The 24032-nt window shown below is 67.7% G+C and carries 28 protein-coding genes; 11 read left to right on the top strand and 17 right to left on the bottom strand.

All coding sequences use genetic code 11. From position 1 onward, the window contains the following. Nucleotides 1-11 precede the first annotated feature (11 nt). The 4 genes from BMX17_RS02780 to BMX17_RS02765 are packed head-to-tail and all read right to left on the bottom strand — an operon-like array spanning nt 12 to nt 4784. A complete protein-coding gene (locus BMX17_RS02780) occupies nt 12-1766 on the bottom strand; it encodes a type II secretion system protein (RefSeq protein ID WP_092657418.1) in 1755 nt (584 codons plus the stop codon). Then, complete coding sequence (locus BMX17_RS02775; RefSeq protein WP_092657416.1) at nt 1763-3670, bottom strand: ATPase, T2SS/T4P/T4SS family; 1908 nt, start codon at nt 3668-3670, stop codon at nt 1763-1765. The genes BMX17_RS02780 and BMX17_RS02775 overlap by 4 nt, the downstream gene beginning before the upstream one ends. A 26-nt stretch (nt 3671-3696) precedes the next feature. Further along, nucleotides 3697-4191, bottom strand: a complete 495-nt coding sequence (locus BMX17_RS02770) for a DUF7311 family protein (protein ID WP_092657414.1) — start codon at nt 4189-4191, stop codon at nt 3697-3699. Beyond that, entirely contained in the window at nt 4191-4784 is a 594-nt protein-coding gene (locus BMX17_RS02765) for a DUF7310 family coiled-coil domain-containing protein (protein ID WP_092657412.1), read from the bottom strand. The genes BMX17_RS02770 and BMX17_RS02765 overlap by 1 nt, the downstream gene beginning before the upstream one ends. Nucleotides 4785-4895: 111 nt before the next feature. On the opposite strand from BMX17_RS02765, the gene BMX17_RS02760 reads away from it, so the two are divergent. From BMX17_RS02760 to BMX17_RS02750, 3 genes are all read left to right on the top strand, one after another. Then, nucleotides 4896-5975 carry a tubulin/FtsZ family protein gene (locus tag BMX17_RS02760; RefSeq protein ID WP_092657410.1) on the top strand — a complete coding sequence of 360 codons (1080 nt, stop codon included), beginning with the start codon at nt 4896-4898 and terminating at the stop codon, nt 5973-5975. 81 nt (nt 5976-6056) lie between these two features. Next, nucleotides 6057-6344: a DUF5789 family protein gene (locus BMX17_RS02755; RefSeq protein ID WP_092657408.1), complete on the top strand. Its 288-nt coding sequence runs from the start codon at nt 6057-6059 to the stop codon at nt 6342-6344. An 85-nt stretch (nt 6345-6429) separates the two neighbouring features. After that, nucleotides 6430-6867 carry a DUF302 domain-containing protein gene (locus BMX17_RS02750; RefSeq protein WP_092657406.1) on the top strand — a complete coding sequence of 146 codons (438 nt, stop codon included), beginning with the start codon at nt 6430-6432 and terminating at the stop codon, nt 6865-6867. Here BMX17_RS02750 and BMX17_RS25835 read toward each other — a convergent pair. From BMX17_RS25835 to BMX17_RS02730, 4 genes are all read right to left on the bottom strand, one after another. After that, on the bottom strand, nt 6864-7130 hold the full coding sequence (locus BMX17_RS25835) for a LapA family protein (protein WP_092657404.1): 267 nt from the start codon (nt 7128-7130) through the stop codon (nt 6864-6866). The genes BMX17_RS02750 and BMX17_RS25835 overlap by 4 nt on opposite strands. A 26-nt stretch (nt 7131-7156) precedes the next feature. Next, nucleotides 7157-7405, bottom strand: a complete 249-nt coding sequence (locus BMX17_RS02740; RefSeq protein WP_139203407.1) for a hypothetical protein — start codon at nt 7403-7405, stop codon at nt 7157-7159. A 29-nt stretch (nt 7406-7434) separates the two neighbouring features. Next, nucleotides 7435-8691 carry a DNA repair protein NreA gene (gene nreA / locus BMX17_RS02735; RefSeq protein ID WP_092657399.1) on the bottom strand — a complete coding sequence of 419 codons (1257 nt, stop codon included), beginning with the start codon at nt 8689-8691 and terminating at the stop codon, nt 7435-7437. Nucleotides 8692-8754: 63 nt separating this feature from the next. Then, the gene (locus BMX17_RS02730; protein WP_092657397.1) at nt 8755-9720 is read right to left on the bottom strand and encodes a transcription initiation factor IIB; all 966 of its coding nucleotides are present in this window, start codon (nt 9718-9720) and stop codon (nt 8755-8757) included. A 192-nt stretch (nt 9721-9912) separates the two neighbouring features. Here BMX17_RS02730 and rnhA point away from each other — a divergent pair, with 192 nt between their 5' ends. Together rnhA and BMX17_RS02720 are read left to right on the top strand one after the other, a co-directional pair. Continuing rightward, on the top strand, nt 9913-10506 hold the full coding sequence (rnhA, locus tag BMX17_RS02725; RefSeq protein WP_092657395.1) for a ribonuclease HI: 594 nt from the start codon (nt 9913-9915) through the stop codon (nt 10504-10506). After that, nucleotides 10499-11119 carry a DUF7108 family protein gene (locus BMX17_RS02720; RefSeq protein ID WP_092657393.1) on the top strand — a complete coding sequence of 207 codons (621 nt, stop codon included), beginning with the start codon at nt 10499-10501 and terminating at the stop codon, nt 11117-11119. The genes rnhA and BMX17_RS02720 overlap by 8 nt, the downstream gene beginning before the upstream one ends. Here the strand turns inward: BMX17_RS02720 and BMX17_RS02715 are convergent. Next, the gene (locus BMX17_RS02715) at nt 11116-11475 is read right to left on the bottom strand and encodes a PadR family transcriptional regulator (protein WP_092657391.1); all 360 of its coding nucleotides are present in this window, start codon (nt 11473-11475) and stop codon (nt 11116-11118) included. The two genes, BMX17_RS02720 and BMX17_RS02715, sit on opposite strands and share 4 nt — an antisense overlap. 322 nt (nt 11476-11797) lie before the next feature. On the opposite strand from BMX17_RS02715, the gene BMX17_RS02710 reads away from it, so the two are divergent. Then, entirely contained in the window at nt 11798-12328 is a 531-nt protein-coding gene (locus BMX17_RS02710) for an inorganic diphosphatase (protein ID WP_077205437.1), read from the top strand. On the opposite strand, the gene BMX17_RS02705 is transcribed toward BMX17_RS02710, so the two are convergent. After that, nucleotides 12325-13617 carry a carboxylate--amine ligase gene (locus BMX17_RS02705; RefSeq protein ID WP_092657388.1) on the bottom strand — a complete coding sequence of 431 codons (1293 nt, stop codon included), beginning with the start codon at nt 13615-13617 and terminating at the stop codon, nt 12325-12327. The genes BMX17_RS02710 and BMX17_RS02705 overlap by 4 nt on opposite strands. A gap of 620 nt (nt 13618-14237) precedes the next feature. Here BMX17_RS02705 and BMX17_RS02700 point away from each other — a divergent pair. Further along, nucleotides 14238-15584: an alkaline phosphatase family protein gene (locus BMX17_RS02700; RefSeq protein WP_092657386.1), complete on the top strand. Its 1347-nt coding sequence runs from the start codon at nt 14238-14240 to the stop codon at nt 15582-15584. A gap of 81 nt (nt 15585-15665) precedes the next feature. On the opposite strand, the gene BMX17_RS02695 is transcribed toward BMX17_RS02700, so the two are convergent. Beyond that, on the bottom strand, nt 15666-16079 hold the full coding sequence (locus tag BMX17_RS02695) for a universal stress protein (protein ID WP_092657385.1): 414 nt from the start codon (nt 16077-16079) through the stop codon (nt 15666-15668). Between the two features lie 36 nt (nt 16080-16115). Then, nucleotides 16116-17363 (bottom strand): inorganic phosphate transporter, encoded by a 1248-nt coding sequence (locus BMX17_RS02690; RefSeq protein WP_092657383.1) that lies wholly within the window; start codon nt 17361-17363, stop codon nt 16116-16118. A 166-nt stretch (nt 17364-17529) separates the two neighbouring features. Between BMX17_RS02690 and BMX17_RS02685 the strand changes: the two genes are divergently transcribed. Together BMX17_RS02685 and BMX17_RS02680 are read left to right on the top strand one after the other, a co-directional pair. Beyond that, nucleotides 17530-18438, top strand: coding sequence for a DUF4352 domain-containing protein (locus BMX17_RS02685; RefSeq protein WP_092657381.1), 909 nt, complete (start codon nt 17530-17532; stop codon nt 18436-18438). A gap of 60 nt (nt 18439-18498) precedes the next feature. Then, on the top strand, nt 18499-19392 hold the full coding sequence (locus tag BMX17_RS02680; protein ID WP_092657379.1) for a cell division protein CdpA domain-containing protein: 894 nt from the start codon (nt 18499-18501) through the stop codon (nt 19390-19392). A gap of 26 nt (nt 19393-19418) precedes the next feature. Here the strand turns inward: BMX17_RS02680 and BMX17_RS02675 are convergent, their stop codons facing one another. Continuing rightward, complete coding sequence (locus tag BMX17_RS02675) at nt 19419-19955, bottom strand: mechanosensitive ion channel domain-containing protein (RefSeq protein WP_092657802.1); 537 nt, start codon at nt 19953-19955, stop codon at nt 19419-19421. Nucleotides 19956-20027: 72 nt separating this feature from the next. Next, entirely contained in the window at nt 20028-21320 is a 1293-nt protein-coding gene (locus tag BMX17_RS02670; protein ID WP_092657377.1) for an MFS transporter, read from the bottom strand. 140 nt (nt 21321-21460) lie between these two features. Between BMX17_RS02670 and BMX17_RS02665 the strand changes: the two genes are divergently transcribed. Both BMX17_RS02665 and BMX17_RS02660 read left to right on the top strand, forming a co-directional pair. Beyond that, complete coding sequence (locus tag BMX17_RS02665) at nt 21461-21784, top strand: transcription factor S (protein WP_092657375.1); 324 nt, start codon at nt 21461-21463, stop codon at nt 21782-21784. A gap of 3 nt (nt 21785-21787) precedes the next feature. Next, nucleotides 21788-22387, top strand: a complete 600-nt coding sequence (locus tag BMX17_RS02660; protein ID WP_092657373.1) for a DUF6517 family protein — start codon at nt 21788-21790, stop codon at nt 22385-22387. On the opposite strand, the gene BMX17_RS02655 is transcribed toward BMX17_RS02660, so the two are convergent. Genes BMX17_RS02655 through BMX17_RS02645 form a run of 3 tightly spaced genes read right to left on the bottom strand, consistent with a single transcriptional unit; the run spans nt 22384 to nt 23890 of the window. Beyond that, on the bottom strand, nt 22384-22782 hold the full coding sequence (locus tag BMX17_RS02655; RefSeq protein WP_092657371.1) for a hypothetical protein: 399 nt from the start codon (nt 22780-22782) through the stop codon (nt 22384-22386). The genes BMX17_RS02660 and BMX17_RS02655 overlap by 4 nt on opposite strands. Before the next feature lie 3 nt (nt 22783-22785). Further along, entirely contained in the window at nt 22786-23505 is a 720-nt protein-coding gene (locus BMX17_RS02650; RefSeq protein ID WP_092657369.1) for a methyltransferase domain-containing protein, read from the bottom strand. A gap of 1 nt (nt 23506) precedes the next feature. Continuing rightward, nucleotides 23507-23890, bottom strand: coding sequence for a nascent polypeptide-associated complex protein (locus BMX17_RS02645; RefSeq protein ID WP_092657367.1), 384 nt, complete (start codon nt 23888-23890; stop codon nt 23507-23509). Nucleotides 23891-24032 lie beyond the last annotated feature (142 nt).

Here is a 24032-nt window from a genome sequence, read left to right as displayed (position 1 = left end):
TACTTAAGCGTTCAGACGAACAGGCCCACGGCGTGGATCGCGGCCAGATAGGTTGCGGTCGCGACCAGCAGTGCCCACCCCACTCGGTAGCCCACCAGCGCGCGGTCGAGGCCGTGGGCCAGTCCAGTCGAGAGCGTCGTCAGGATCGCCGCGAGGACGAGCGCGTACGCGCCGACGGCCAGTCCGAGGCCGGCGGTCGACGATCCGGACGCCACTCCCGCTGTGCCCGCCGTCTCTGTGGCTCTTACGGCGCCCACCGCGACCGTCCCACCAACGTCCATCCCGGCGGCGAGTGCGACGGTCGCACCCGCCACGAGTGGCCCGAACAGTGCGGCGGTGTTGGCCAGCGTTCCGGTCACGGTGCCGATTTCGTGGCGCGCGTCGCGTTCGACCGCCGCGAGTTCCTCGACGTTGTCGGCCATCGCGACGATCGCGCCGCCTGCTGGCCGGCCTTCGCTCGCGGCCAGTGCCAGGAGTGTGGCGGTACTCCGTGCTCGCGGACTCGGGATGTCGGCCAGCGCGCCGTGTTCGCCGAGGAAGGCCTCACGGACGCCGACTTTGAGGCGGCGCTGTCGCTGGGCCGCCTCCCGCAGGACTGCGCCGGTCGGGTCGGCCACCTCCTCGGCGGCGGTCGCGACGGCACTCTCGACGGCTTCGCCCTCCTCGACACGTCGCCCGATCTGGTAGAGGGCGTCGGCGAGCCCGTCCTCGACGGCCCGGACCCGCTCGCGGATGTCCGTGATCGGTCGGTAGTAGACCACGAGCGCCACGCCACAGGCCGAGCCGGTGGCCGCGAGGGGACCCGTCCACGGCGCGACGAGCCTGCTTGCCAGGAGCCACCCGGCCCCGCCGGCCACCAGTCCGCCGGCCGGTGCCGGCCACCGTCGGCTCGGCACGTCGGGATGCTCCCGTCCGACCGACGGCGGCGGGAAGGTGACCGGCCGGCGGATCAGGAGCCACGCGCTCGCGGCCACGAGGGCGGCTGGCAGGGCGAGGTCGTACAGCACCACGACGGCAGTGAGCGGGACGGACCTGCCCGTCGTCCGGACGGCGGGCAACATCGCGACCAGCGCGAGCGGGAGCAAGACGCCGAAGGCGTACAGTCCCGTCGCCGGCCCCTGCAGGCCCGCGGCGAACTCGGCCATCCGGTCCCGGGTGCCGTCCAGCACGGCCGCCATCCCGCGATCGAGGGCGCGCTCGCGCTCGCCGTCGGCCGCGGTGCCCGCGGACTCGACGAGCAAGAGCGCGCGTCGAAGGGCAGGGAACCACTCGTCCCACTCGGCAGTAAACGAGGGAAAGCCCGACCCTGCGGATCCGGCGGCACGACGCACGTGCTCGCCGAGACTGTCGGCGAGCGGCCCCTGTCCCGTCTCGGCCGCGAAGGCCGCCGCCGTCTCCGTCGCTGGCGTCACCCGCATCCGGAGGACGGCACGGCTCACCAGCGCCGGTGCTTCCCCGAGCGCCCGGGTCCGCCGGGCCGTCGCGAGCGCGTGAGGAGCGGTGTGGACCGCGTGGGCGACCGCCAGCGCGCCCACCGCGCCACACCCGAGGACGAGCGGCATCGTCGCGGCAGGCACGAGAAGCCCAGCGAGGACGATTACCGGGACACACAGCAGTGCCGCCCCGTAGCCCGCCCGGACGACGGTTTCGGGGGACAGGTCCGAGCCGAGAAACCCGAGCGCCCGGTCGAGGTCGGCGCTCCCCTCGACTTCCCACGGATAGCACCGGGCGAGCAGTCGGATCGCCTGCTCTCTACCCACCCTCATGCTGTCGGCCCCGTTCGCCGCTCGGCGTGCGCTCGACGGACCGTCTCGGGATCGGTGCGGCCGCTGTCTGCGAGGTCTGCCAGCCAGTCCGTGCGGTCCCGGAGACACTCCCTGACCGCTGTGTAACGCTCCGTGGAGCGGGCCAGCCCGTCGACCAGGCGGCTGTTCCCGCGTTCGATCCGTCCGGTCGAAGTCAGTTCACCGTCGTCCAGCTCGAACAGCGGTTCGAAGCCCACGCCGTCCGCGCAGACGACCTCCTCGATCCGTTTGACCCGGCGAGCGCGACCGGCCGACGACTCGAAGGGTTCGAGCGTCACCAGCAGGTCCGTCGCGCCGAAGGCGGACTCGGGGACGCCCAGATCGGTGACGACCCGCTCGCGGACGGCTTCGCCGCCGTCGCCGTGGATCGTCCCCAGTACCGCACTGCCGCTCGCGCCGACCCGCATCGCCTCGTAGAGGACGCCGGCTTCCTCGCCCCGAACTTCACCGACGACCAGCGCGCCCTCGCCGAGTCTGAGCGCCGTGTGGAGCGCTTCCGCCGGGGCGAGTTCCCCCGAGCCCTCGTCGCCGGTCCGGAGCGACTGCACGTCCCGGCCGGCGTCCTGTAACTGCGCGACCGGCAACTCCGGCGTGTCCTCGATGACGACGGTTCTGGTTGCGGCGGGCAGCTCCCACAGCAGGGCCCCGAGCATCGTCGTCTTCCCGGCACCGCGGGTCCCCGCGAGCAACGTCGCGGCGTCGCGTTCGACTGCCAGCGAGAGGAGCGCGGCCGCTTGGGCGGTGAGCGTGCCGTTGGTGACCAGCGCCGGGAGCGTCCAGGCTTCCCGCTCGTGTGCACGAAAGGCGAAGGCGACGCCCTCGCTGACCGGTTCGGTGACGCCGGCGACACGGACGCGGCGGCCGGAAACCGTCGCCGTCGCGTCGAGCGCCGGACTGGCTCGTGAGAAGGCCCGTCCGCTCTCTCGTCGGAAGCGTGAGGCCAGCGCCTCGATGCCGCCCTCGGTGAGCCGGACGTTCGTCGTCAGCGTCTCGCCGTCGACGCGGACGCGGATCCGGTTGTCCGACGCTGGCGCGGTCACGAATACGTCCGAGACGCGCTCGTCGGCGAACAGATCAGTCACGACACCGTAGCCCTGCGTGTGTTTTTCGAGGACTCGTTCGAGTTCCCGCACTGTCGTGTCCATCCCGTCGCCGTCGTCGACGACGCGCCGGACTGCGCGCCCGGGCGCACGCTCGCCACCGGTCACCGCACCGCTGGCAAGCCGGTCGTAGGCCGCGACAAGCCGCTCGGTCGCGGCCGGTCCGAATCCGTGCTCGACCGGTTCGAGATGGTACGTCCGCCGCTCGCGATCGGGCTGGCCGTAGATCCGCACGACTGCCCCCGTCTCCAGTTCACGCCGCGACGCGAACCTGGCCGACGTGGGCGGCTGGAGCCGCACCCGCGACCGGCTGATGGTCGGTCCGACCGCGGGCGCGAGTAGATCCTCGTACCCGTCGGCCTGTGCGGCTCCCTCGGCCAGTCCAGTCTCCGCCGCTAGCCTCGCGACTGGGCCTGCACGTCCCATGGCGGCCCGTGCGGCTCCGAGCGGATCGCGCAGTGCCCGATCCGCGATGGCCTCGTCGTGGAACGCGGCCGCGTCGGCGAACCGGCCGGCGGCCACGAGCGCGGCCGCCGCCGTCCCCTCGTAGGCCCGTTCGACCCCTGCGGCTCGCGTACAGATCGCGTCGGCGTCCCGCTCGCGGAGCGCGTCGACGACCGCGGCCCGACAGGCCGCTTCCGCCGCGAGTCGTCCCTCCCCCCGACAGTCGTCGGCGTCGACCACTAGTCGGTCGCCGTCGAACGACGGCGAACAGCGACAGCCCGTTTCGTCGCCACTGCCTCGGACCCGACTGAGTACACCCATGGCCGTCGCTCGTCCCGTTTCCGGACTTAAACCTCCGGGAGCCGCCGGACGCCGATCAGTGTCTCGCCGTCGTGCTCGATGCGCGTCAGCGCGATCCGGTGGGAACCCGGCGATTCTATAACCAGCGGCTCGTCGCGGACACGCCCGTCAGGATAGTGAACTACCTGGCTGCCGGGGAGTCGCCGCGTCGTGACCGTCTCGTCGCCGACCTGCCACGCGAGGTCGACGGCGGACTGGCCGTCCGAGCGCACCTGCCCGGGGACGCCGCCGAGTGCGAGCGTGGCCTCGCCGGCGGCCGTTCGGGACCGTGCAGGGAGTTCGACCGCGACGACCCGGCGCGCGCCCGCTCCCGAACCGACGGCACTCTCGCGCTGTCGGAGGTCCACGATCGCCGTCCGGAGCCGGTCGGCCTCGGCTGTGAGCGTCGCCTCGCTGCGCTCGCGGGCCGCGAGTTCGATCCCCGGCAGACTGGCCGCGAGCAGCGCCGACGCGAGGACGACCGCCACGACCGCTCGGAGCATCAGAACGCGTCGCGCAGGCCCGAGAGGAGTCCGTCCTCGTCGTCGCCCGCGTTCGATCCGGCGGGGCCCCCACTCCGGTCCCGTGACTGTCGCCGTCTCTCTCCCTCTCGTTTGCGTCCCCTGCCGTCACGCCGACGCTCATCACGCGCTCGCCGTCGGTCTCGCTGCTCGTCGTCTCGGCCGGTGATCCGCCGCGCGATGTCTCCGGGTGACTCGGGTGGATCGTCGTCCCGCCCGTCGGTCCGCGCTCGATCCGGCGTCGGCTGGCTCGACGCGGCGGTGTCGCCGTCGGATTCTCGACGGCCACGGTCGGGTCTGTGGCGCTCCAGCTCCTCGACCTTGGCGAGGGCGGCGTCGGCTCGCCGTTCCACGTCGCGGTTGACGGTCCGCACGTTGCCGACGTACCCCCGGACCGCCTGGACACTGGCGGCCAGGTTCGTGAGCCGGGATTCGAGGTCGTCGAGTCGCGCTTGCAGTTCGTCGAGTTCGTGCTCGCGTTCGGCGGCCTCGGCGACTGCCGTCAGGTCCGCGTCCCCGTCGGCGAGTGTCCGTTCGACCGCTTCGAGCCGTGCCTCCACGTCGTCTCCGTCCATACTCGCCGCTGCTCCCGTCCTCGTATTTGAACGGTCGGGTCGGCGTGATCGGAACTTCTCGCGCTTTTGTCATCCCCATCTTTGATTACCCGGCCTCACCTCTATGCGCACATGAAAGTCGTCCTGATTGGTGTCGGACAAGCAGGAGGGAAGATCGCGCAGGCCCTCGCGGAATTCGACTACGACCGCGGATTCGAGGCGGTCCAGGGTGCCTTCGCGGTCAACACGGCGCGTGCGGACCTGCAGAATATCGACATCGACACGATGCTGATCGGACAGGACAGAGTGAAAGGACACGGCGTCGGCGGCGACAACGAGCTCGGGGCCGAGATCATGCAGGCCGAGGCCACCGAGGTCATGGACGAACTCGACGGCCGTGTCACCAGCCAGGCCGACGCCGTCTTCGTCGTCGCCGGTCTGGGCGGCGGGACCGGAAGCGGCGGCGCACCCATGCTTGCCCGCGAACTCAAGCGTGTGTACACGATGCCGATCTACGGCCTCGCGGTCCTCCCCGGCCGCGACGAGGGTGCGATCTACCAGGCCAACGCCGGCCGCTCGCTCAAGACCTTCACGAGAGAGGCCGACTCCGTGCTGGTTATCGACAACGACGCCTGGAAGACCTCCGACGAGAGCATCGAGGAGGGCTTCTCGGCCATCAACGACCGCATCGCCGAGCGCGTCGGCCTGCTGTTGGCGGCCGGTGAGATCGTCGAAGGCGTCGGCGAATCGGTCGTCGACTCCAGCGAGATCATCAACACGCTCAAAAACGGCGGCATCGCCTCGCTGGGATACGCCTCCGCGCTGGCCGACGAGGACGCCGGCGAGAACATCAACGCCATCACCTCCACCGCGCGGAAAGCCCTCCTCACCGGCACCTCCCTCCCCCAGGCAGTCGAAGCCGACAAAGCCCTCCTCGTGATCGCCGGCCACCCCGACCGCATCGCCCGCAAAGGTGTCGAACGCGCCCGCAAGTGGCTCGAAGAGGAGACCGGTAGCCTCGAAGTCCGGGGTGGGGACTTCCCACTCAGTAGCGACCGCATCGCCGCGCTGGTCCTGCTGGGCGGGGTCGAACGCTCCCAGCGCGTCCAGGAGTTCATGGATCGGGCCCGCGAGGCCAGCCAACAGCAAGAAGAGTCCACGGAGAGCGCCAGAGACGCCTTCCAGAACGACGAACTCGACGATCTGATGTAAGGCGGGCGACGGTTTTCGGTGTCGGTGTTCGTCTCGCAGGTCTTCGAAACAACTAATCAGCGTCCCCGAGAAGACGTGCGCATGGCTGAGGACGAATCCGAAGACGAGGGGCCCGCCGTCGAACTCGGCGACGGCGAGTCCGTCGAGGGCGTGCCGCTGGCGCAGGTCTCGGCGCGATTGATGTGGGGCGCGAAAAAGAGCTACGTCCAGCAGCGCGAGGGCGACACGACCATCAGGACACCCGATGGGCCCCGTGAACTCGGCGACGTACTCGACGACGTCGAGGAGACCTACTTCCAGCGTCGCCAGGAGTTCGAGGAGTCGGTCCGCGACGTGATCGGCACCGGTCCCGTCCCGACCGCGGAGTGACGGCGCGCCCGCTCCGATCGCGGACTGTCGCCCCCGTCACACGACCGAGGTACCTTTTTCCCCCGTCGGCGATTGTCTATCGACGATGACGCTACCGATAGACCCCAGTCTGATCGAGTCCGGTGACATCGGCGAGAAACGCGCGACCCTGGAGATGAACCACGAGGCGGCCATCGAACACACCCGCGAGACGTTCGCCGACGCTGGCTTCGGCGTCGCCGTGGAGTTCTCCGTCTCGGATCTGCTGGCCGAGAAGATCGGTGCCGACCGCGATCCCTACTACGTCCTCGGGGCCTGTAACCCCGAAGTGGCCGACCGCGCGCTCGACGAGTGCATCGAACTCGGCGGCCTGATGCCGTGTAACGTCGTCGTCCGTGAGGTCGAACCCGGTAAACAGGAAGTCTACCACCTCTCGATCATGCGCGTCGCGCGCCTGCTCGGGCTGGCCGAAGACGACGAGGAGTGGGCCGATATCGTCGCGACGACGGGCGAACTCGTCGACGAAGCCTTCGAGAACCTCTAGGACTGCTCGTCTTCCCTCCCAGTGGGTTCGTCGTTGCCGGCCGCTCGTTCGGCTTCGAGGTCGGCGATGCGTTGCTCCAGTTCCTCGATACTCTCGTCCCGGCGGAGATAGACGTATCCGCCGGCGACGAGTACCAGCGGGAGGCCGAACAACAGAATCGCGATCAGCAGAATCACGAACAGCTCCGGCCCACCTGGAATGCCGGGAACGACCAGCGGACCGGCAGGGAGGGCTTCGGGCGACGGAACTGGGAGTGCGACCATGCGCGCCGGTACTCACGGCGGGCGCTTCACTCTGTCGGGTCGTCGGATTCCGCTGCGTCGAGTTTCGCCTCCAGTCGCTCGACCTTCCGCTCCAGCAGCGCGACCCGCATCTGGATCTCCTCGGACTCGGGATGGTCGTCCACGGACGCGTCCGCGATCCGAACGCCGAGGACGATCACACCGAGCAGGAACGCGGCGTTGAGCAGGAGAACTACGACCGAGACGAGGAGTTCGGGCAAGCCGGGGACGAACAGGACCATGTCGGAAAGTCTCATCTGCCGACAAAACCGCTGGCGGTCCCGGCTCAAAAGTCCGTGATCTGTGCCTGCAACCCCGACACCAGCTCGGACTTCCGGCGCAACTGGGCGAGCGAGATGGGGAAGTGTGGCGCGAGTTCGGTGAGCGCGTCCCGGAAGCTCTCGGCCTCGCCCAGTTCCTGCTCGAAGGCGTGCCGAACCCCCTCGCGGATCTGCCAGACGCCGACAGGGGCCCAGTATTCGGGGGTGGCGTGGCGAACCACGAGGACCTTGGCCTGTCGGCCGCGTTCCTGGAGGTGTTCCAGCACAGCGAGCCGTGAGGCGTAGTACGCGCCGGAGGTCTCGTCGACGTAGTCGGTCCGACCCTCGTAGCCCTCGCTGTCGGCGGCCATGTACATCCCGGCGTCGGGGTCGGGGTTCCAGATGCTCCCGGGCGCTTTCAGCTCCACGAGTTCGAACTCCCACTGGCCGGGCGTCATGATGACCCAGTAGGTGTTGCCCATGTACTCGTTGACCCGGACCTCCGTCGTGTCGATGGAGTTGGCGTTGCGGATGGTGCCTCGGAGGTACTGACCGACGGTGTCGTCGACGGCGGTGATCGACCAGCGGGTCGGGACCAGCCGGCGGTTCGCGCCCTGGCCGAGCGCGCCGGCCGAGAGGATCTTGTTGATCTCGTACACGTCGAACCCGCGCCGGTAGAGGTAGGTCATCGCGCCGTCGGCCCGCCAGTCGTCGTCTTCGAGGGTCTTCTCGACCTCCAGCGGCACGGAGGGGTTCTCCGCGAGTTCGGCGTCACGAGCGCGGGCCCGGGGGCCACGCGGCGCGCCGATGTCGTCGAGATCCACGTCCAGATCCGGCTGGCCGTCGAGGCCGATCTCCACGTCGACGGGTTCGTCGGCGATGGCGACCTCGCGCTGGACGCCGACGAAGCCGTCCCACACGTCGTTCACGTCGACCTTGGCCGCACGTGTCGAGTTGAGCAGGCCCGTCCGGCGCTGGAACACGTCGTCGATGGAGTAGCCCTGCTGGTACCACTCACCGCTGGTCACGTAGTCGGTTGGGTCGGTCTCGGGGCCGGCCACGGGGGAGAGCAGGCCGGTCGACACGTCGGGGTAGTTCGACCGGCCGACGAAGATCGAGGGGGCCGTCGAGCCGAAGAGGGCGTCACCCTGGACGGTCTCGTCGAGCTGGCGCTCCACGTCGTCCAGGTACTCGGTGATCGCGTAGGACTTCTCCTCGGCCAGCCGGCGCAGGTCGGCCGCCTCGTCGCGCTGGAAGTCCTCGATGAACTCGTCGAGGCGCATCTATCCGTCCTTGGTGGCTCCGGGCTATGAATCTGTCCCGTCCGGCCGTTTGCGGAACGGGGATTAGCTGTGGATGCCCATCGCTTCGATCTGTTCCTGATAGCGGTTCCGGATAGTGACCTCGGTGACCTGCGCCACGTCGGCGACCTCGCGCTGGGTCTTCTTCTCGTTGCAGAGCAACGAGGCGGCGTAGATGGCGGCGGCCGCGTACCCTGTGGGTGACTTCCCCGAGAGCAGGCCCTTCTCGGCGGTGGTCTCGATGATCTCGTTGGCCTTGGACTGGACTTCCTCGCTGAGATCGAGTTCGGAGCAAAAGCGGGGAACGTATTTTTTCGGATCGACCGGTTCCATCTCCAGTCCGAGTTCCTGACTGATGTATCGATAGGTGCGTCCGATCTCCTTGCGTTCGACCCGGGAGACTTCCGAGATCTCTTCGAGACTGCGCGGGATGCCTTCCTTCCGACAGGCGGCGTACAGGGCAGACGTGGCGACACCCTCGATGGATCGGCCACGGATCAGGTCCTCGCTCAGGGCCCGTCGGTAGATGACCGAGGCGACCTCCCGGACCGACCGGGGAACACCGAGCGCGGACGCCATCCGGTCGATCTCCGAGAGGGCAAACTGGAGGTTCCGTTCGCCGGCGTCTTTCGTCCGGATGCGTTCCTGCCACTTCCGCAGGCGGTGCATCTGGCTCCGCTTTTTCGAGGAGATCGAGCGCCCGTAGGCGTCCTTGTCCTTCCAGTCGATGGTGGTCGTCAGCCCCTTGTCGTGCATCGTCTTCGTCGTCGGGGCACCGACCCTCGATTTCTCCTGACGTTCCTGGTGGTTGAACGCCCGCCACTCCGGTCCGGGATCGATGTTCCCTTCCTCGACGACCAGACCACAGTCGTCACATATCAGTTCTCCACGGTCGGCGTCTTTTACCAGGTTGTCCGAATTACACTCCGGACAGGCACGTACCCCCTCCTGGTCTGTTGATTCGGTCTCGGCCTCGCGCTCGCGCTCCCGCTGACGGGTGGACCGTGTCATCGCACTTTTATAGTAGTATCACGCGGCATCTTAAATCCTTGGACAAATACTTTATGGTTCGTGGCGCGTGCGTCAGACGTTCGCTTCGCCCCGCTACGGCTCGATTTCGGCCATCTCTACACCGGAGGAACGTCCGGCGTCGTTCGGTGGCGACCACAAACGGTAAGCCCGGCCACTGGTGAGTGAACTTCAATGCCGGTCATCGAGTGTGACGTGGCCGAGGCCCGCGAGCGGCTGGCCGACGCCGGCGTCGACGTGCAGGACGGGAACACCGACCACGAGCGCTGGCGGGCCACACACGGGGGAGCCACGGCCGTTGCCTACGACGACAAGGTCGTCGTGCAGGGTGGGTCTCCGGAGGCCATCGAGGCCCTGCTCCGGGAGGAGGGCGGCCGTGCACACGTCTACTTCGACGGGGCGTGCCGCGGCAATCCCGGGCCGGCGGCCGTCGGGTGGGTAATCGTCACGGACGGCGGCATCGTCACCGAGGGTGGCGAGCGGATCGGCCGAGCCACGAACAATCAGGCCGAGTACGAGGCGCTGACGAAGGCGCTGGAAGTCGCCCGGGACTTCGGATTCGATACGGTCGAGGTGCGTGGTGACTCCGAGTTGATCGTCAAGCAGGTTCGGGGGGAGTACGACGCCAACGACCCGCAATTGCGCGAACACCGGGTGACGGTCCGGGAACTGCTGGCGGGCTTTGACGACTGGACGCTGACCCACGTACCGCGGGAGATAAACGAACGCGCCGACGAACTTGCAAACGACGCACTCGACGATGACTGACGAGACACCCGACCCCGAGGACGCGCCGGTCGCGCAACTGGACGACGAGGCAGACGAGGCCATCGAGGAGTCCACCGAGGTCCCACAGGACGTGCTCGACGAAGTCGAACGGCTCACGCGGCTGGCGCGGGCGGCTGTCGACGAACAGGAAGCAGCGGCCTACCGGGACCGCCGGGAATCGCTGCTCGCCGACCACGAGTTCACCGCCCGCGTCCGCGAGGACGAGGGCCACGACACGCTCGTGCTCCATCCCGAGGAGTGGCTCGACGACGGCGTGGTCCAGATGGATGTAGTCGAGGACGTGGACCGGGGGATCGAACGCCCGCTGGGCGGGCCGGGCGACGGCGAGGATTGGGACGCCGTCGCACAGCGCAACCGCGCCATCGCGGAGGCCGTCGCCGAGGAACACGGCGATGTCCACGGCGAGAACGCCGCGGCGCTGGCCGCGTTCATGCACAACCATTACGCCAAGCCCATCGACGCCGCGACCGACGACGAAATAGCAGAATTCGTAACCGAGTACTTCCCGCGCAACGCGTGGCCGAGCGATGAACAGCGAGCCCGGATCGACCGATCGGTCGAGCTCACTCTCGACGTCGCTGACTCCTTCTAGCGCTGCTCGTCGATGAGCGCTTCGAGCTCGTCGGCCCGACTGTCGTCCGTGACGAACCGGCCGAAGATCCAAGAGAGCTGGTCGAGCAGTACGTCGTGACCGGCCTCGGTCAGCGAGTACTGGTTGGTCCGCTTGTCGAGTTCGCTCTTCTCGACGAGCCCCATCTCGACGAGGTCGTCGAGGTTGGGGTAGAGCCGCCCGTGGTTGACTTCCGAGTCGTAGTAGGCTTCGAGTTCGCGCTTGATCGCGAGCCCGTATCGGGGTTCCTCGCTCAGGATGACCAGAATGTTACGCTGAAACGCCGTGAGTTCGCGCGCGACCTCCAGGTCTGCCTCCACAGTTTGTGACTCTGACATACTTAGCTAAATGTCACCAAGCCATTTAACGCTTGTTAACTCGAACGGCGTTCCTTTGGATTTGAGGCCAGTGTGGTGTGATTTCTCCTTGCAGATTTGTGTTGGAATGAATAGTGCTGTACGCTGGTGGGGCGTTTCAGACACCCTTGTGTCTGATTTCTTATTCGTAAAGGATACAAGCCAGTGATGACGGGTGCGGCCAGTGCCACGGGAGACACGCTCGTGCCGCGTGGCGTGGGCCGCTGACGGAAAATTGGGAGTCACATCGTACTCGGCACGGATTACGAAAGTACTTTTTGGCCCGCTGTCGCACGGGCAGGTGATGACGAACCTCTGGGAAGACCTCGAAACCGGGCCGAACCCGCCCGAAGAGATCTACGCGGTCGTCGAGTGCCTGAAAGGCGAGCGCAACAAGTACGAGTACGACAAGGACGTCCCCGGCGTGGTGCTGGACCGGGTCCTCCACAGCAACGTGCACTATCCCTCCGACTACGGGTTCATCCCGCAGTCGTACTACGACGACGAGGACCCCTTCGACGTGCTGGTCCTCGTCGAGGACCAGACGTTCCCCGGCTGTGTCATCGAGGCCCGTCCGGTCGCCCTGATGAAGATGGACGACGACGGCGAACAGGACGACAAGGTCATCGCCGTCCCCACCGAGGACCCGCGCTTCGATCACATCCAGAACCTCTCGGACATCCCCCAGCAGCAACTCGACGAGATCGACGAGTTCTTCGCGACCTACAAGAACCTCGAAGAAGGCAAGGAAGTCGAGACGCAGGGCTGGGAGGACAAGCAGGCGGCGATGGACGCCATCGAGCACGCGATGGACCTCTACGAGGAGAACTTCTAACGGGGCTCTCCCGCGTTTGCGTTCTTTCGCTCGTCACCCGCCACCGAGCGACGCGTCCGTTCCACACCGGCCGTCGCATCGTTCGTCTCGAGGGCCGACGGCTCCATGTTCAGGAGTGTCTCCGGAACCTGTCGCAGTGTCCACAGCGTCGGCAGCGGGTCCCGGAGCGAGACGAAAGTGTGGTCGGCACGCACGACATCCGCGAGGAAAGGGCCCAGCGCCCGGTAGTTGCGCTCGGCGAGCTGGTGGCCCAGCCACTCCAGATCCTGTCGGGTGCGGCGCTGGGTCACGTCGGTCCGGTAGTCGCCGTCGTGGCGAGCGGACTCGCCCCGGAGCTGTCGGTAGTGGAGCCACGGGAAGTCCACACCGCAGTTGATGGCGAACGGCAGCGATCCCCAGTAGCGGCCGTTGACCTCGATGAGTACGTACTCGCCGTCCGGCCGTTCCATGAACTCGACCTGAGCGGGGCCGGTCCAGTCGAACGCTCCGATCACGCGTTCGGCGTACCGGTACATCCGCCGGTCGTCGACGACGCCCAGCAGTGCGGAACTGCCCCCCGACGGCGGGACAGTTCGGAGCCGTCGCTCCTGGAAGTGTGCCCGGACCTCGCCATCCTCGGCCAGTACGACCGTCGTCGTCGTCTCGCCGGGGACGTACTCCTGGACGATGGGCGGCCACGCACGGAGTTTCGGCTCCTCGGCCAACAGCGATCGGTAGGTCTCGCGCAGTTCCGCGGGCGACCCCGCGTAGTTCCGGTCGTCGACGAGATAGGTCGCGTACCGGCCCTCGTCGTCCCAGAAGGTCTTGCTCCGCGGTTTCACGACCACGGGATAGGACAGGTCGGACGCGATGGACGCCACGTCGGCGACGGTTTCGGGCGCGTGTGTCTCCGGACACGGCACGTCCACGTCGGCCAGGCGCTCGAACAGGCGGCCCTTGTCGAAGACCCGACGGAAAGTCTCCCAGTCTTCGACCGCCGGACAGGTCCCGGTCGCCTCGATCTCCGGGCGGTGTTTCGCGAGCAACGAGGTCATCCAGTCGGTCGGCCCGAACACGTACTCGTGGGTCGTGTCGTCGAGATACGCGAGCAGATCGTCGAGAAAGCGCTGTGCCCCCGCCTCGGGATCCGGGTGGACGTACCGGCCGTCGCTGAACCGCGAGCGCATCCCCAGCGTGGGCGCGGACGGACCGCCGGCGACGACCGGGACACCCCGACGCCCCAGCGACCGGACGATAGCCAGCCCGCTCTGTTTCTGGCTGGTCAACACCAGCGCGCTGTCTGTGGCCATACCCACACCCTGACAGCGACCCGGATTAGTATAGCTCCGTTTTTTCCGAGGTGTGTCCCCCCGATCCGGCCGCTCGGGAGACAGGACGGTGTTACGACCGTTCTACAACTGATCTGTCGATCGAGCGACCGAGACGGGGGACGGTCACGCCGGGCCGCTCCTCGACCGCGGGTGGAAAGCCTAGAGTATCGGTCCCCACTCGGCAACCTACCCGAGCTTCCGGCAAGGGAAACCGGAAACGAGCGCCACGATTCGACAACTCCCGCCCGCCCGACCGTTCGCGGGGGCGAGGCGAGAACTCGTCGTCCACACAGCGGGGAGCGACCGTCGATGTCCCGTGGCATACCTCTCAGTTATGCACGCCCCACCACCCGATGTATTATGATTATGGGTAATTATTTGGACACGGCTGTCGTACCTCCGAATGTGATGGCGACCGATCACCAGTCCGCCGGTATGTTTCACGCGACCGTGGTTCCCGAGAACTTCGAATCCCGCGAAGAGCCGTCGGTCGACGAGACGGAGCGGGAGTAAGGACAGGTTTTGCCGGTGTCCCGGATGGCCGCCGATATTCCACCGCGAAAAGAAGCTTCTTGTGCCCGGTCCCGGTAACGAGCGGTATGGGTCTGTTCGACCGGCTTCGTGGCGACGACGGCCCCCGTGTCGCGTTCTTCGGCATCGACGGGGTTCCGTACAGTATGCTTTCGGAGCATTTCGACGAGTTCGAGAACCTCGCGGCGCTGGCCGACGAGGGGAGTGCGGGGGCCATCGACAGCATCGTGCCCCCCGAATCGAGCGCCTGTTGGCCGTCGTTGACGACCGGCGTCAACCCCGGCGAGACCGGCGTCTACGGGTTCCAGGATCGGGAGGTCGGCTCCTACGACACGTACGTCCCGATGGGACGGGACGTACAGGCCACCCGGATCTGGGATCGCGTTCACGACGCCGACCGGCAGGCGACGGTGATGAACGTCCCCGTGACGTTCCCGCCCCAACGTGACGTCCAGCGGATGGTCTCGGGCTTTCTCTCGCCCGGCATCGACAAGGCGGCCTACCCGGACGACCTCCGGGACTATCTGGAGGATATCGACTACCGCATCGACGTCAACGCCAAACTGGGCCACGACGACGACAAGTCCGACTTCATCGAGGACGCCCACGAGACCATCGACCGCAACCACGAGGCGTTCAAAAACTACGTCGAACAGGACGACTGGGACCTGTTTTTCGGCGTCTACATGACGACCGACCGTGTCAACCACTTCCTGTTCGAGGACTACGAGAAAGACGGCGAGTACAAAGAGGAGTTCCTGGAGTTCTACCGCAAGGTCGACCAGTATCTCGGCGAGATGCGCGAACTCCTCCCCGACGACGTGACGATGGTCGTCGCCTCCGACCACGGCTTCACCACGCTGAACTACGAGGTCCACTGCAACGAGTGGCTCTCCCAGAACGGCTGGCTCAGCTACGAGGACGACGATCACGACGAACTCGGCGACATCGCCGAGGAGACGAAGGCCTACTCGCTAATTCCCGGCCGCTTCTACATCAACCTCGAAGACCGCGAGCCCCGCGGGAGCGTCCCCGAGGACGAGTACGAGGCCGTCCGGGACGAACTCCAGGCCGAACTCGAAGCCCTGGAAGGGCCGGACGGCAACAAGGTCGCCGACCGCGTGGTCACCCGGGAAGACGCCTTCCGCGGCGACCACGACGACATCGCGCCCGACCTCGTGGTCGTCCCGAACCACGGCTTCGATCTCAAGTCCGGGTTCAAGGGCGACGACGACGTCTTCGGGAAGGGACCACGTAACGGGATGCACAGCTTCGACAACGCCTGTCTGTTCGTCGACGACCCCGACGCACGCATCGACGACGCCGACCTGCTGGACATCGCGCCGACGCTGATGGACCTGCTCGACATCGAGTACGACCGGACCGCCTTCGACGGTTCGACACTGCTGTCCTGAGCGGTTGGGTACACCTCCCGGCACCCCTCAGGGCGGTTCTGGCGGTGGTGTAGCGTCCGAGTAGGCTCGGCCTACGTAGTCTCAGCGGACGACCGTCACCGGAACCGGCGCTCGCCGGAACACCGTCTCCGCGACGTTGCCGACCATCAGCCGGTCGGCCACCGATCCTCCGTGGCTCCCGAGGACGATGGTGTCGTAGTCCTCGGCGGCGTCGAGGATCGCTCGTGACGGGTGGCCGGTCCGGACCGACACGTCGACCTCGGTGTCGTGGTCGGCCGCGATCTCGCCGGCCCGGTCCGCGACCGTCTGGCCGTGTTCCTCGGCCGCTTCCTGCATATCGTCGGCGATCGCGATCGCCGCCGCCTCACCCCACATGATCGACGGCTCGCCGACGACCGTCAGTACGGTGATCTCGGCGTCGTCGAACACGTCGAGTGCGTATTCGAGGGCGTGTTCGGCCATCTCGGAGTCGTCCATGGGGACGAGTACGTCCATACGGTCCCTACGACGGGTGGCGACAAACGTGTTGGGTCACAGCAGCAGGGCGAACAGGATGTACGAGCCCACGACCGACACCACGGGCGAGAGGATCCACAGCGTGACGATCCGGGCCGTGGCCGCCGGATCGAACAGGCTCTCGGCGGTCACTTCCTCGGGCGCTTCGTTCCCGATCCCGGGAATGTCGGGGTTCTCCGGGGGTTCGGTCGGCGCTTCGGCCTCGCCGGTCGCGAGTTGCCCGACCGTCGGCCCGGCACTCTCCTCGCCGGCCGGCGAGGTGGCGAGCGACCCCGTGGCGAGGTCCGTCTCCCCTTCGCCCGGTGGTGTCGGCTTCGCCAGCTCCGCCAGCGTCGCGGTCCGGCTGGCCCGGCCCCAGCCCAGGCCGATGATACAGCAGGTGGTACTCACCGCGAGACTCGCCGGGATCCCCAGCTGTGAGAGGACGGTGATGATCGTCGCGCCGACGAGCGAGACGATCAGTGCCGCCAGAATCGGCAGGTCGGTGATGTCGTTGCCGACGGTCGCCAGCGTCCGCCGGGCGATGGTGAACCCGCCGAGGCCGATAGTTCCGACCGCCAGCAGGATGCCCTGGTTCATGGTGATCGAGCCGTTGCCGACCAGCGGTGCGACGGCGTTGGCCGCGTTCGAGGCCCCTGCCGAGAAGCCCATGTAACAGGCGATCACGAGGACGAGGGCGGCACCGATCAGGTCCCGCGTGGAGGCGTTCTCGTTGAGTCCGGGCCGCGGGACGAATCCGGACCGGTCGATTCGCAACAGCGGGTCGCGCATCCGGCCAAAGGAGAGCCTGGCGTCCAGGTGGGGGTAGAGATAGCGGCCGATGGCGGCACCGACACCGAAGCCGATCAGCGGCGCGACGATCCACGCCGAGACGATGGTGAACATCAGTGCCGCGTCGAGCGTCCCGGTCGCCAGCCCCAGCCCGACGATGGCACCGACCGCGGTCATCGACGTGGAAGCGGGGACGCCATAGATGTTCGAGATCAGGAGTGCGAGCCCGGTAAAAAAGAGAACGCCCACGCTGGCCGTCGGTGAGAACTGCGCGGCGGGGACGATCCCGTCGCTCATGGTGTCGATGACGTTGCGCCCGACGGTCCAGGCCCCGACGAATGCAAAGAGGGTGAAAAGCGCCGCCGCAGTGGTCTTCCGCACGATCCGACTGCCGACCGCCGGGCCGAACGCGACCCCGGTCGACGAGCCACCGATGTTGTACCCGACGAACGCTGCGACGAGCAAGCCGACGACGACGAGCGCTGTGACCATACTGAACTGTAGTCCCCAGTGCCCGTGGGTTTCACCCCGTGGCCCTTCGGTTTGTCGGCAGTCACTCCCGGGTCGATGCGAGGACGCGTACCGGGCGTCAGTCGCACCCGGACGGCGCGAACACCGAGTAACAGGCTTTTAGTCGCCGGATACGCCACCTTCGCCCGTGCGTTGGAATCTCAAAGGACGGCTGGCATACGTCGGCGGACTGGTGTTGCTCGCACTCGGCGCACTCTCGCTGATCGGCGCACCGCCGGTCGGTGTCGTCATCCTGTTGCTGGGGCTGTACGTCTTCCCGCCGACGCGACGACGACTGCGGATCGACGTTTCCGCGCGGCGACTCGTGGTCTGGTGTGTGGGCGTCTTTCTCGTCCTGTTCGGGCTCGTCACCGCACAGAAGCTCCCGCTCCCCGGCGCGCTCGCCGTGGGCGCGGGACTGCTCGCACTCCCACCGGTCCGGGAGCAACTCCAACGGCGCGGGGGCGTCGAACTTCGCGGACCGGTGGTCGCGGTCGTCGTCCTCGTCGCGGCGGCGTCCTCGATGTGGCTCGTCGCTATCGACGTTGACACGGACGCCGAGCGCGGGAACGTCACCCACGAGATGAACGAGTCGTTCGTCGTGAACGCACACGAAGACGGGAAGCTCCGGGCCAACGTCACCGGCGCGCGAGCGCTCCTGGGTGCCGACCCCGTCGGCGACTCGACGCCCATGACACCCACCGACGAGGTGTTTCTCCTCGTGTCCGTGACCTTCGAGAACGTCGGCAACGATTCGGTCATGGTCGAGGGACGGAGCGGGGGCGTCGTCGCACTCGTCACCGCCGACCACGACGACGTGTACTCTCCGAGCTTCCGGGCGGATGTCGTCGGGTACGACCCGGGCGTCGACAACGATGTGTTTCACATCTACGAGAACGACATCCGCCTCGAACCCGGTGAAGAAGTCAGCGGCACGCTGGTGTACTCGGTCGATGCGGACCATCAATACCACCTCAGAGTCTCACCGGATGGCCCGAAAATCGAGGGCGACAACCACTACGTCCCGATCAGTGTCGAGACGCTCCGGGGATACTGACCGGGCCGTCTGCCGCGTGTCTGACGGGTTGTTTTGTGGACTGGTCACGTACCGCCCCGCATGGCAAACCTGACGGACGTCTACGACGGCGGCGTCGGCGGCGTCGCGGGTCGACGCCGGCGATTCCTCGGCCTGTCGCTGTTCGGTCTCGGAGCAGTGATGGTCGTCACCGCCATCGTCGTCGCGACGACGGGACTGGCCGACCAGCTCGGCCTCACGACCTTCGGTGCGCGGGAACTGGCCGGCGTCCTCGCGGGCCTGGGGTTGCCCGCGGCGTTCCTCGGGAGCTTCGCCGTCCTCCCCGCCTCGCGGCGCGCCCGGGCGGCGGCCGTGATCGGCGCGAGCCTCTCCGTGTTCGGCGTCGTCCTCTTCCGGGAGGCCTACCCCTACCAGTGGGTCGGCTCCGGGACCGGCCCGGACCTCACCCTGCCCGTGGTCGTCGTCTACTTCCTCGGGACGATCACGCTGTTCTGGTGCCTGTTCGTCGCCGTCGCCAACTTCAAGACCCGCACCGACCCCGGCGGCACGGTCCGCATGGAGGTGACCGAGGAGGGAACCACCCGCATCCTGGAAGTCTCCGGCTCCGTCCCTGGACTGGGTGGTATCGGCCTGTTCGGGCAGAACCCGGACGGTGAAGTCGAGACCCAGACCAACAGCGCCGACGAGGGTGACGTGCTCTACGCACGCGAGGAGACGACCCCTCCGTCCGGCGGCCAGACCGCCGCGAGCGACGGCGGTGCGGCCGCCCAGGGGAGCGGGATGGACGACGCCGAACCGGTCCCCGACGAGGTCGTCGAGGCCGCCGAGACCCGCGGCCAGCCCGACGCCTACTGTGGCAACTGCGAGCACTTCCAGTACGTCCGGGCCGACGGCGAGATCCGGCCGGCCTGCACCCTCCACACGGAGGTCATGTCGGATATGGAAGCCTGCGACGACTGGCAGGCCAACAACTGAGTCCGTCACCGCCCGTCAGGTGTCCGTCACTCCGCCGTTTTCGTCCACTTTTTCTCCACGTCCCTGTTGGCGACCACCAGTCGGTCGCCGTTCTCCAGGTCGAACCGACTCTTCCGGAGCCCGATCTCGGCGACGACGCCCGTCCCGGCGGTCATCGTCACGGTGTCTCCGGGGTTGAAGTCGGGGTCCCGGAGCAGGTAGACGCCGGCGACGGTGTCCTCGATCATCTCCGAGAGGGCATAGGAGACCCCCAGTGCGATGAAGCCGACGGCGGTCCCGAGACTCGCCGCGAGGTCGCCGAGACCGACGATGTTCAGCAATGCGAGGCCGGCCCCGAACCACAGAAAGATGCTGACGATCAGGACGACCAGATCGACGACGAGTCCCTGCTCTCTGGGCGTGGTTCTGGACAGGACCGACCGGAGAACGGTCGTCACGACCTTGATACCGATATACGCGAGGACGACGAAGACGAGGCCCCCGAGCAACTGGGGGATCGCACCGACGAGACCGGCGACGAACGCCTCGAACGACCCCACTACCAGTTCCGAGAGCTGTGCGATCTGGCTCACGCCTGTCTCAAGTGACGGCACGGTGATAGCTGTTGTCCCGGTGGCGCTGGGCCCACCGGCCGGTCAGTCCTGCGGGACCGCCTCGGCCGCCCCGCCGGCATCCGGGAGCGTCTCCTCGACCTGCGTGTAGACCAGGAGCAGCGCGACCAGTCCGAGTGCACCGCCGAACGCGAACGGCACGACGAAGCCAAAGCGGACGAGATAGCCCGACAGGAGGGGTCCGAGGGCCGTCCCGAGACCGAAGGCCATCGTCAGCAGGGACAGCTGGGTCCCGGACTGACCCTCGCCGGTGAGGTCGCCGGCCAGCGCCAGCCCCGGCGCGTACACCATCCCGACAGCGACGCCGTGGAGCGTCCGGGCGGCGAGCATTCCGGCCGGTGTCGTCACGAGTCCCTGCGCGAGAACCGCGGGCGCGAGCAGGGCCGACCCGACCAGCAGGAAGGGTCTGCGCCCGTACCTGTCGCTGGCCCGGCCGATGGGGATCTGGAAGACGACGTTGGCGATGACGACCGCCGCGAACTGGAGGCCAAAGAGGACCGGTGCCTGCCCGAGCCGGGCGTTGATTCGGCCCTGCAGGGTGGCAAAGAGGGCGATGCCGACCGAGAGACACAGCGTCGCGACCGCGATGGCGAAGACCGGGTCGAGCAGGTGCCGGCCGTTCGGGTCCCGGATGGCGAGCCCCAGTTCGTCGCCCGCGGTCGCGTTCGTCTCTTCGGGGTCCGAGACCAGGAGACTCACCAGTCCGAAACTCACCAGGGCACCCACGACGGCGACCAGAAAGGCCGCGTCGAACCCCGAGAGACCGCCGACGACCGGGAACCGGTAGGGGCCGGCCTCGACGACCGTGCCGGCGACGACAGGCCCGAACCCGAACCCGAGCAGGCGGAAGGTGTTGAACACGCCGAAGTTCCCGCCGCGGCTGGTCTCGGTGGCGAGTTCGTTCACCAGCGCGATGGTACAGGGAATCGTGAACGCTGCGCCGACGCCCTGGAGCATCCGGAGGACGACGATGACGGTGTAACTGTCCGTGTACAGGTAGCCCAGCGACGCGACCGCCAGCAGTGCCAGCCCCAGCAGGACGTACAGCTTCCGTTTCCCCGTCCGGTCGGAGAGCCGCCCGGTGAAGGGCTGGCCGAAGCTGTTGAGCAGGCCAAAGAGCGAGAGGACGACGCCGATCAGGAGTTCCTCGGTGACCGCCAGACCGACGACCGGGACGCTGGTTCCGACCAGTCCCGAGATGTCGACGCCGCCGCTGGCGATAAACAGCGGCAGGACGACGATCAGAAACGAGTTGGCGACCGCGTCGGCCATGCGTGCTAGCGCGAGCACCAGCACCCGACGGTCCGTCCCGAACATCTGTCCACACACGGGGACGCTCCTCGTATGATCGTTGTGGTCACGCTCGGCGGTTCCCGCCGGTCGAGGGAGTGGTCGCGGATCGCGGTCTGTGGGATCCGAGGGGGTTTTAGGGGGGCATCCTGTAACTGGTAGCTAACATGGAGTTCTGTGACGAGTGCGGTTCGATGATGAAAACCGACGACGGAATGTGGATCTGCGGGAGCTGTGGCTACGAGGCGCCTCGCGATTCGGAAAACGAGGCGGCGATGACCTCCACCCAGTCCCAGGAGGAGAGCGAGGTGATCGACACCTCGGAAGTCGACGCCGAGGATATGGGCCCGACGACCGCTGCCCACTGTCCCGAGTGTGGCAACGACCGTGCGTTCTGGGAGATGAAACAGATCCGCGCCGCCGACGAGAGCGAAACGCGGTTCTTCACCTGCACCGAGTGTGAACACAAGTGGCGTGAGGACGATCACTGACGGATGAGCGGTGACGGGACCCCGCGGGTACCCGACGACGAACTCGACGGCTGGGCCGTCACCGACAGGTCGAGCGAGACCGTCTTCGAGTTACCGGTCGCCCGCGTCGTCGGCCACACCGCGGTCTACGACGATCAGGACCTCCGGTCCACGGTCAGCAGTCTCACCGGCGGCTCCGTCGACCGGATGTGGCGATTCTTCTTCGCGACCCGACTGGAGTTCACGCCCGCACTGCCCCCGGCCGTCGGCCCCGCGGCCGTCTTCACTACCGTCCGCACGCAGGCAAACAGCGTGTTCAAGACCCGACTGCGGGATCGGGGCTTCGGCGAAGTCTCGAAGGCCGGCCACGACCGCATCCGCGTCGCGACCGGCGACCGCGCCTCGTTGCAGGCCTACGAGGCGTCCATCGAGACTAGCGTCGTCGACGTGCCCGTCGAGGGGTACCTCGCCGTCTGGTCCAACGGCGGCGAGTTCCGGCTGGCCGGCGGTGCCTACCCCGCGGCGTCGCTGTCGGACCTGCTGGGCATCTCGATCCCCGGTATCGACATCGATCCCGACTCCTTCCGGCAGGAACTGCTCACCCTGGTCAAGGCCGTCCGCTAGCGCCGGCGAACGGCCGCCGCGACGACCCCGCGTGCCAGTAACTCCGTCCGCCCGTCACCGAGCCACCGGCTCACGCGTCCCGGATCCGCACCGACCCCGAGCAACGCGACCCGCGTCTCACCGACGTACACCTCCGCCGTGTACCCGCCGGTCCGCAGCGTCGCGTCGAGTCGCTCCAGCGTCTCCCCCTCCGCCCGGACGATCCGGGCCGCCTCGCGGAACCGTTCGATCTCGATGTGGACCGGTCCGCCGACAGAGGGGAGTCGCAGGCGCGCGCCGTCGAGATCGACCAGCAGGTTGGCGGCCGCCTCCACGGCGGGCGCGGTCGCCATCGTGAGCGCGCCGTCGACCACTCCGAGCAGGCCCTGTCGATCCGGACCGCGTCGGTCGGGCATGGCTCACTCCCTGCGGGCGAAGGTCAGGAAACCGGTGTGGCCGACCCCCGCGGTCGACGGCCGCGACCCGCGGTCGTCGAAGTCCATCTCCCGCTGGATCGTCTCCAGCGTCTCGACCCCCTCCAGCCCGACGCCGCGTGCGGTCCGGGCGACCTCGCGGGTCCCCTCGACGAACGGCGAGTACACCGCGAGACACCCGCCCGGCGTCAGCAGGTCCGCAGCGTGTTCGACCACCGTCGCCGCGTCCTCGGTGTCCAGCGTCAGCACGTCCACCGGCCCGACGTCGAGGTGCTCGGTCACGTCGCCCGTCCGCACCTCCACCTGATCGGCGACGCCGGCCAGCGCCATGTTCTCCCGGGCCACCTCGGCGAAGTCGGCGTCCTGTTCGTAGGTGATCACGTCGGCCCCCGCTCGGCCCATATACGCCGCGAGGACGCCGGTCCCTGTCCCCGCGTCCAGTACCGTGTCACCCTCGGAGACGCCGGTGTGGCCCATGATGAGCCCCACGTCGCGTGGCATCATCGGCGCGCCCGTGCGCTCGAAGTGGTTGAAACAGTCCGGGCCCCGCAGCTCACGGACCGTGAACGCCTCGTCGAGATGCGTCGTGACGACGTCTCCCGCCGCGGCGTCTTCCGGCACGTCGAGGATCCCCAGATCCGTCTCGAGGCGTTCGCCACGCTCCAGCAGGTACTCCCGGTCGGCCCGGACCAGCAAGAGCGCCACGTTACTCCAGGCGCTCGACGGCCGCCGCGAGGTTGCCGTCCTCCGCTTCGAGGGCCTCGCGGGCGTCGTCTTCGCTCACACCGGCGCGGTTGGCGACGATCTCGATGTCGGCATCCGGGATCCCACCGGAACCACCGTCGTCGTCACCGCCACCGCTCTCGATCGCCGAGCCCTCCCCGGGTTCGCGACTCTCGGGCGTGCCGATGACCTGGTAGGTCTCCTGGCCCTGCGCGTCCATCCGCTGGACCTCCGCGTCGGTGAACACGAGTTCCTCGTCGGCCGTGCGGATGACGACTTCCTCGGCGTCGAGTTCGTCGATGTCGATGCCGAACTGGTCCATCATCTGTTGCATCTTCTGCGGATCGAAGCCGCCTCCTCCGAACATACCCGGGAGGTTGCGCCCTGCACTCAAAATCTCTTCGCACCACCTTTTTTCACGAGGGGGTCGCAGAGCGACCCCTCTCCCAAAAAACGTGGTCCCCGCGAACGAAGTGAGCGGGGGCTCGGAAGACGAACGCAGTGAGTCT

The sequence above is a fragment of the Halorientalis persicus genome (assembly GCF_900110215.1).
In the GTDB taxonomy this organism is placed as follows: Archaea; Halobacteriota; Halobacteria; order Halobacteriales; family Haloarculaceae; genus Halorientalis; species Halorientalis persica.
This window is presented reverse-complemented; position numbering and strand designations above follow the sequence as displayed.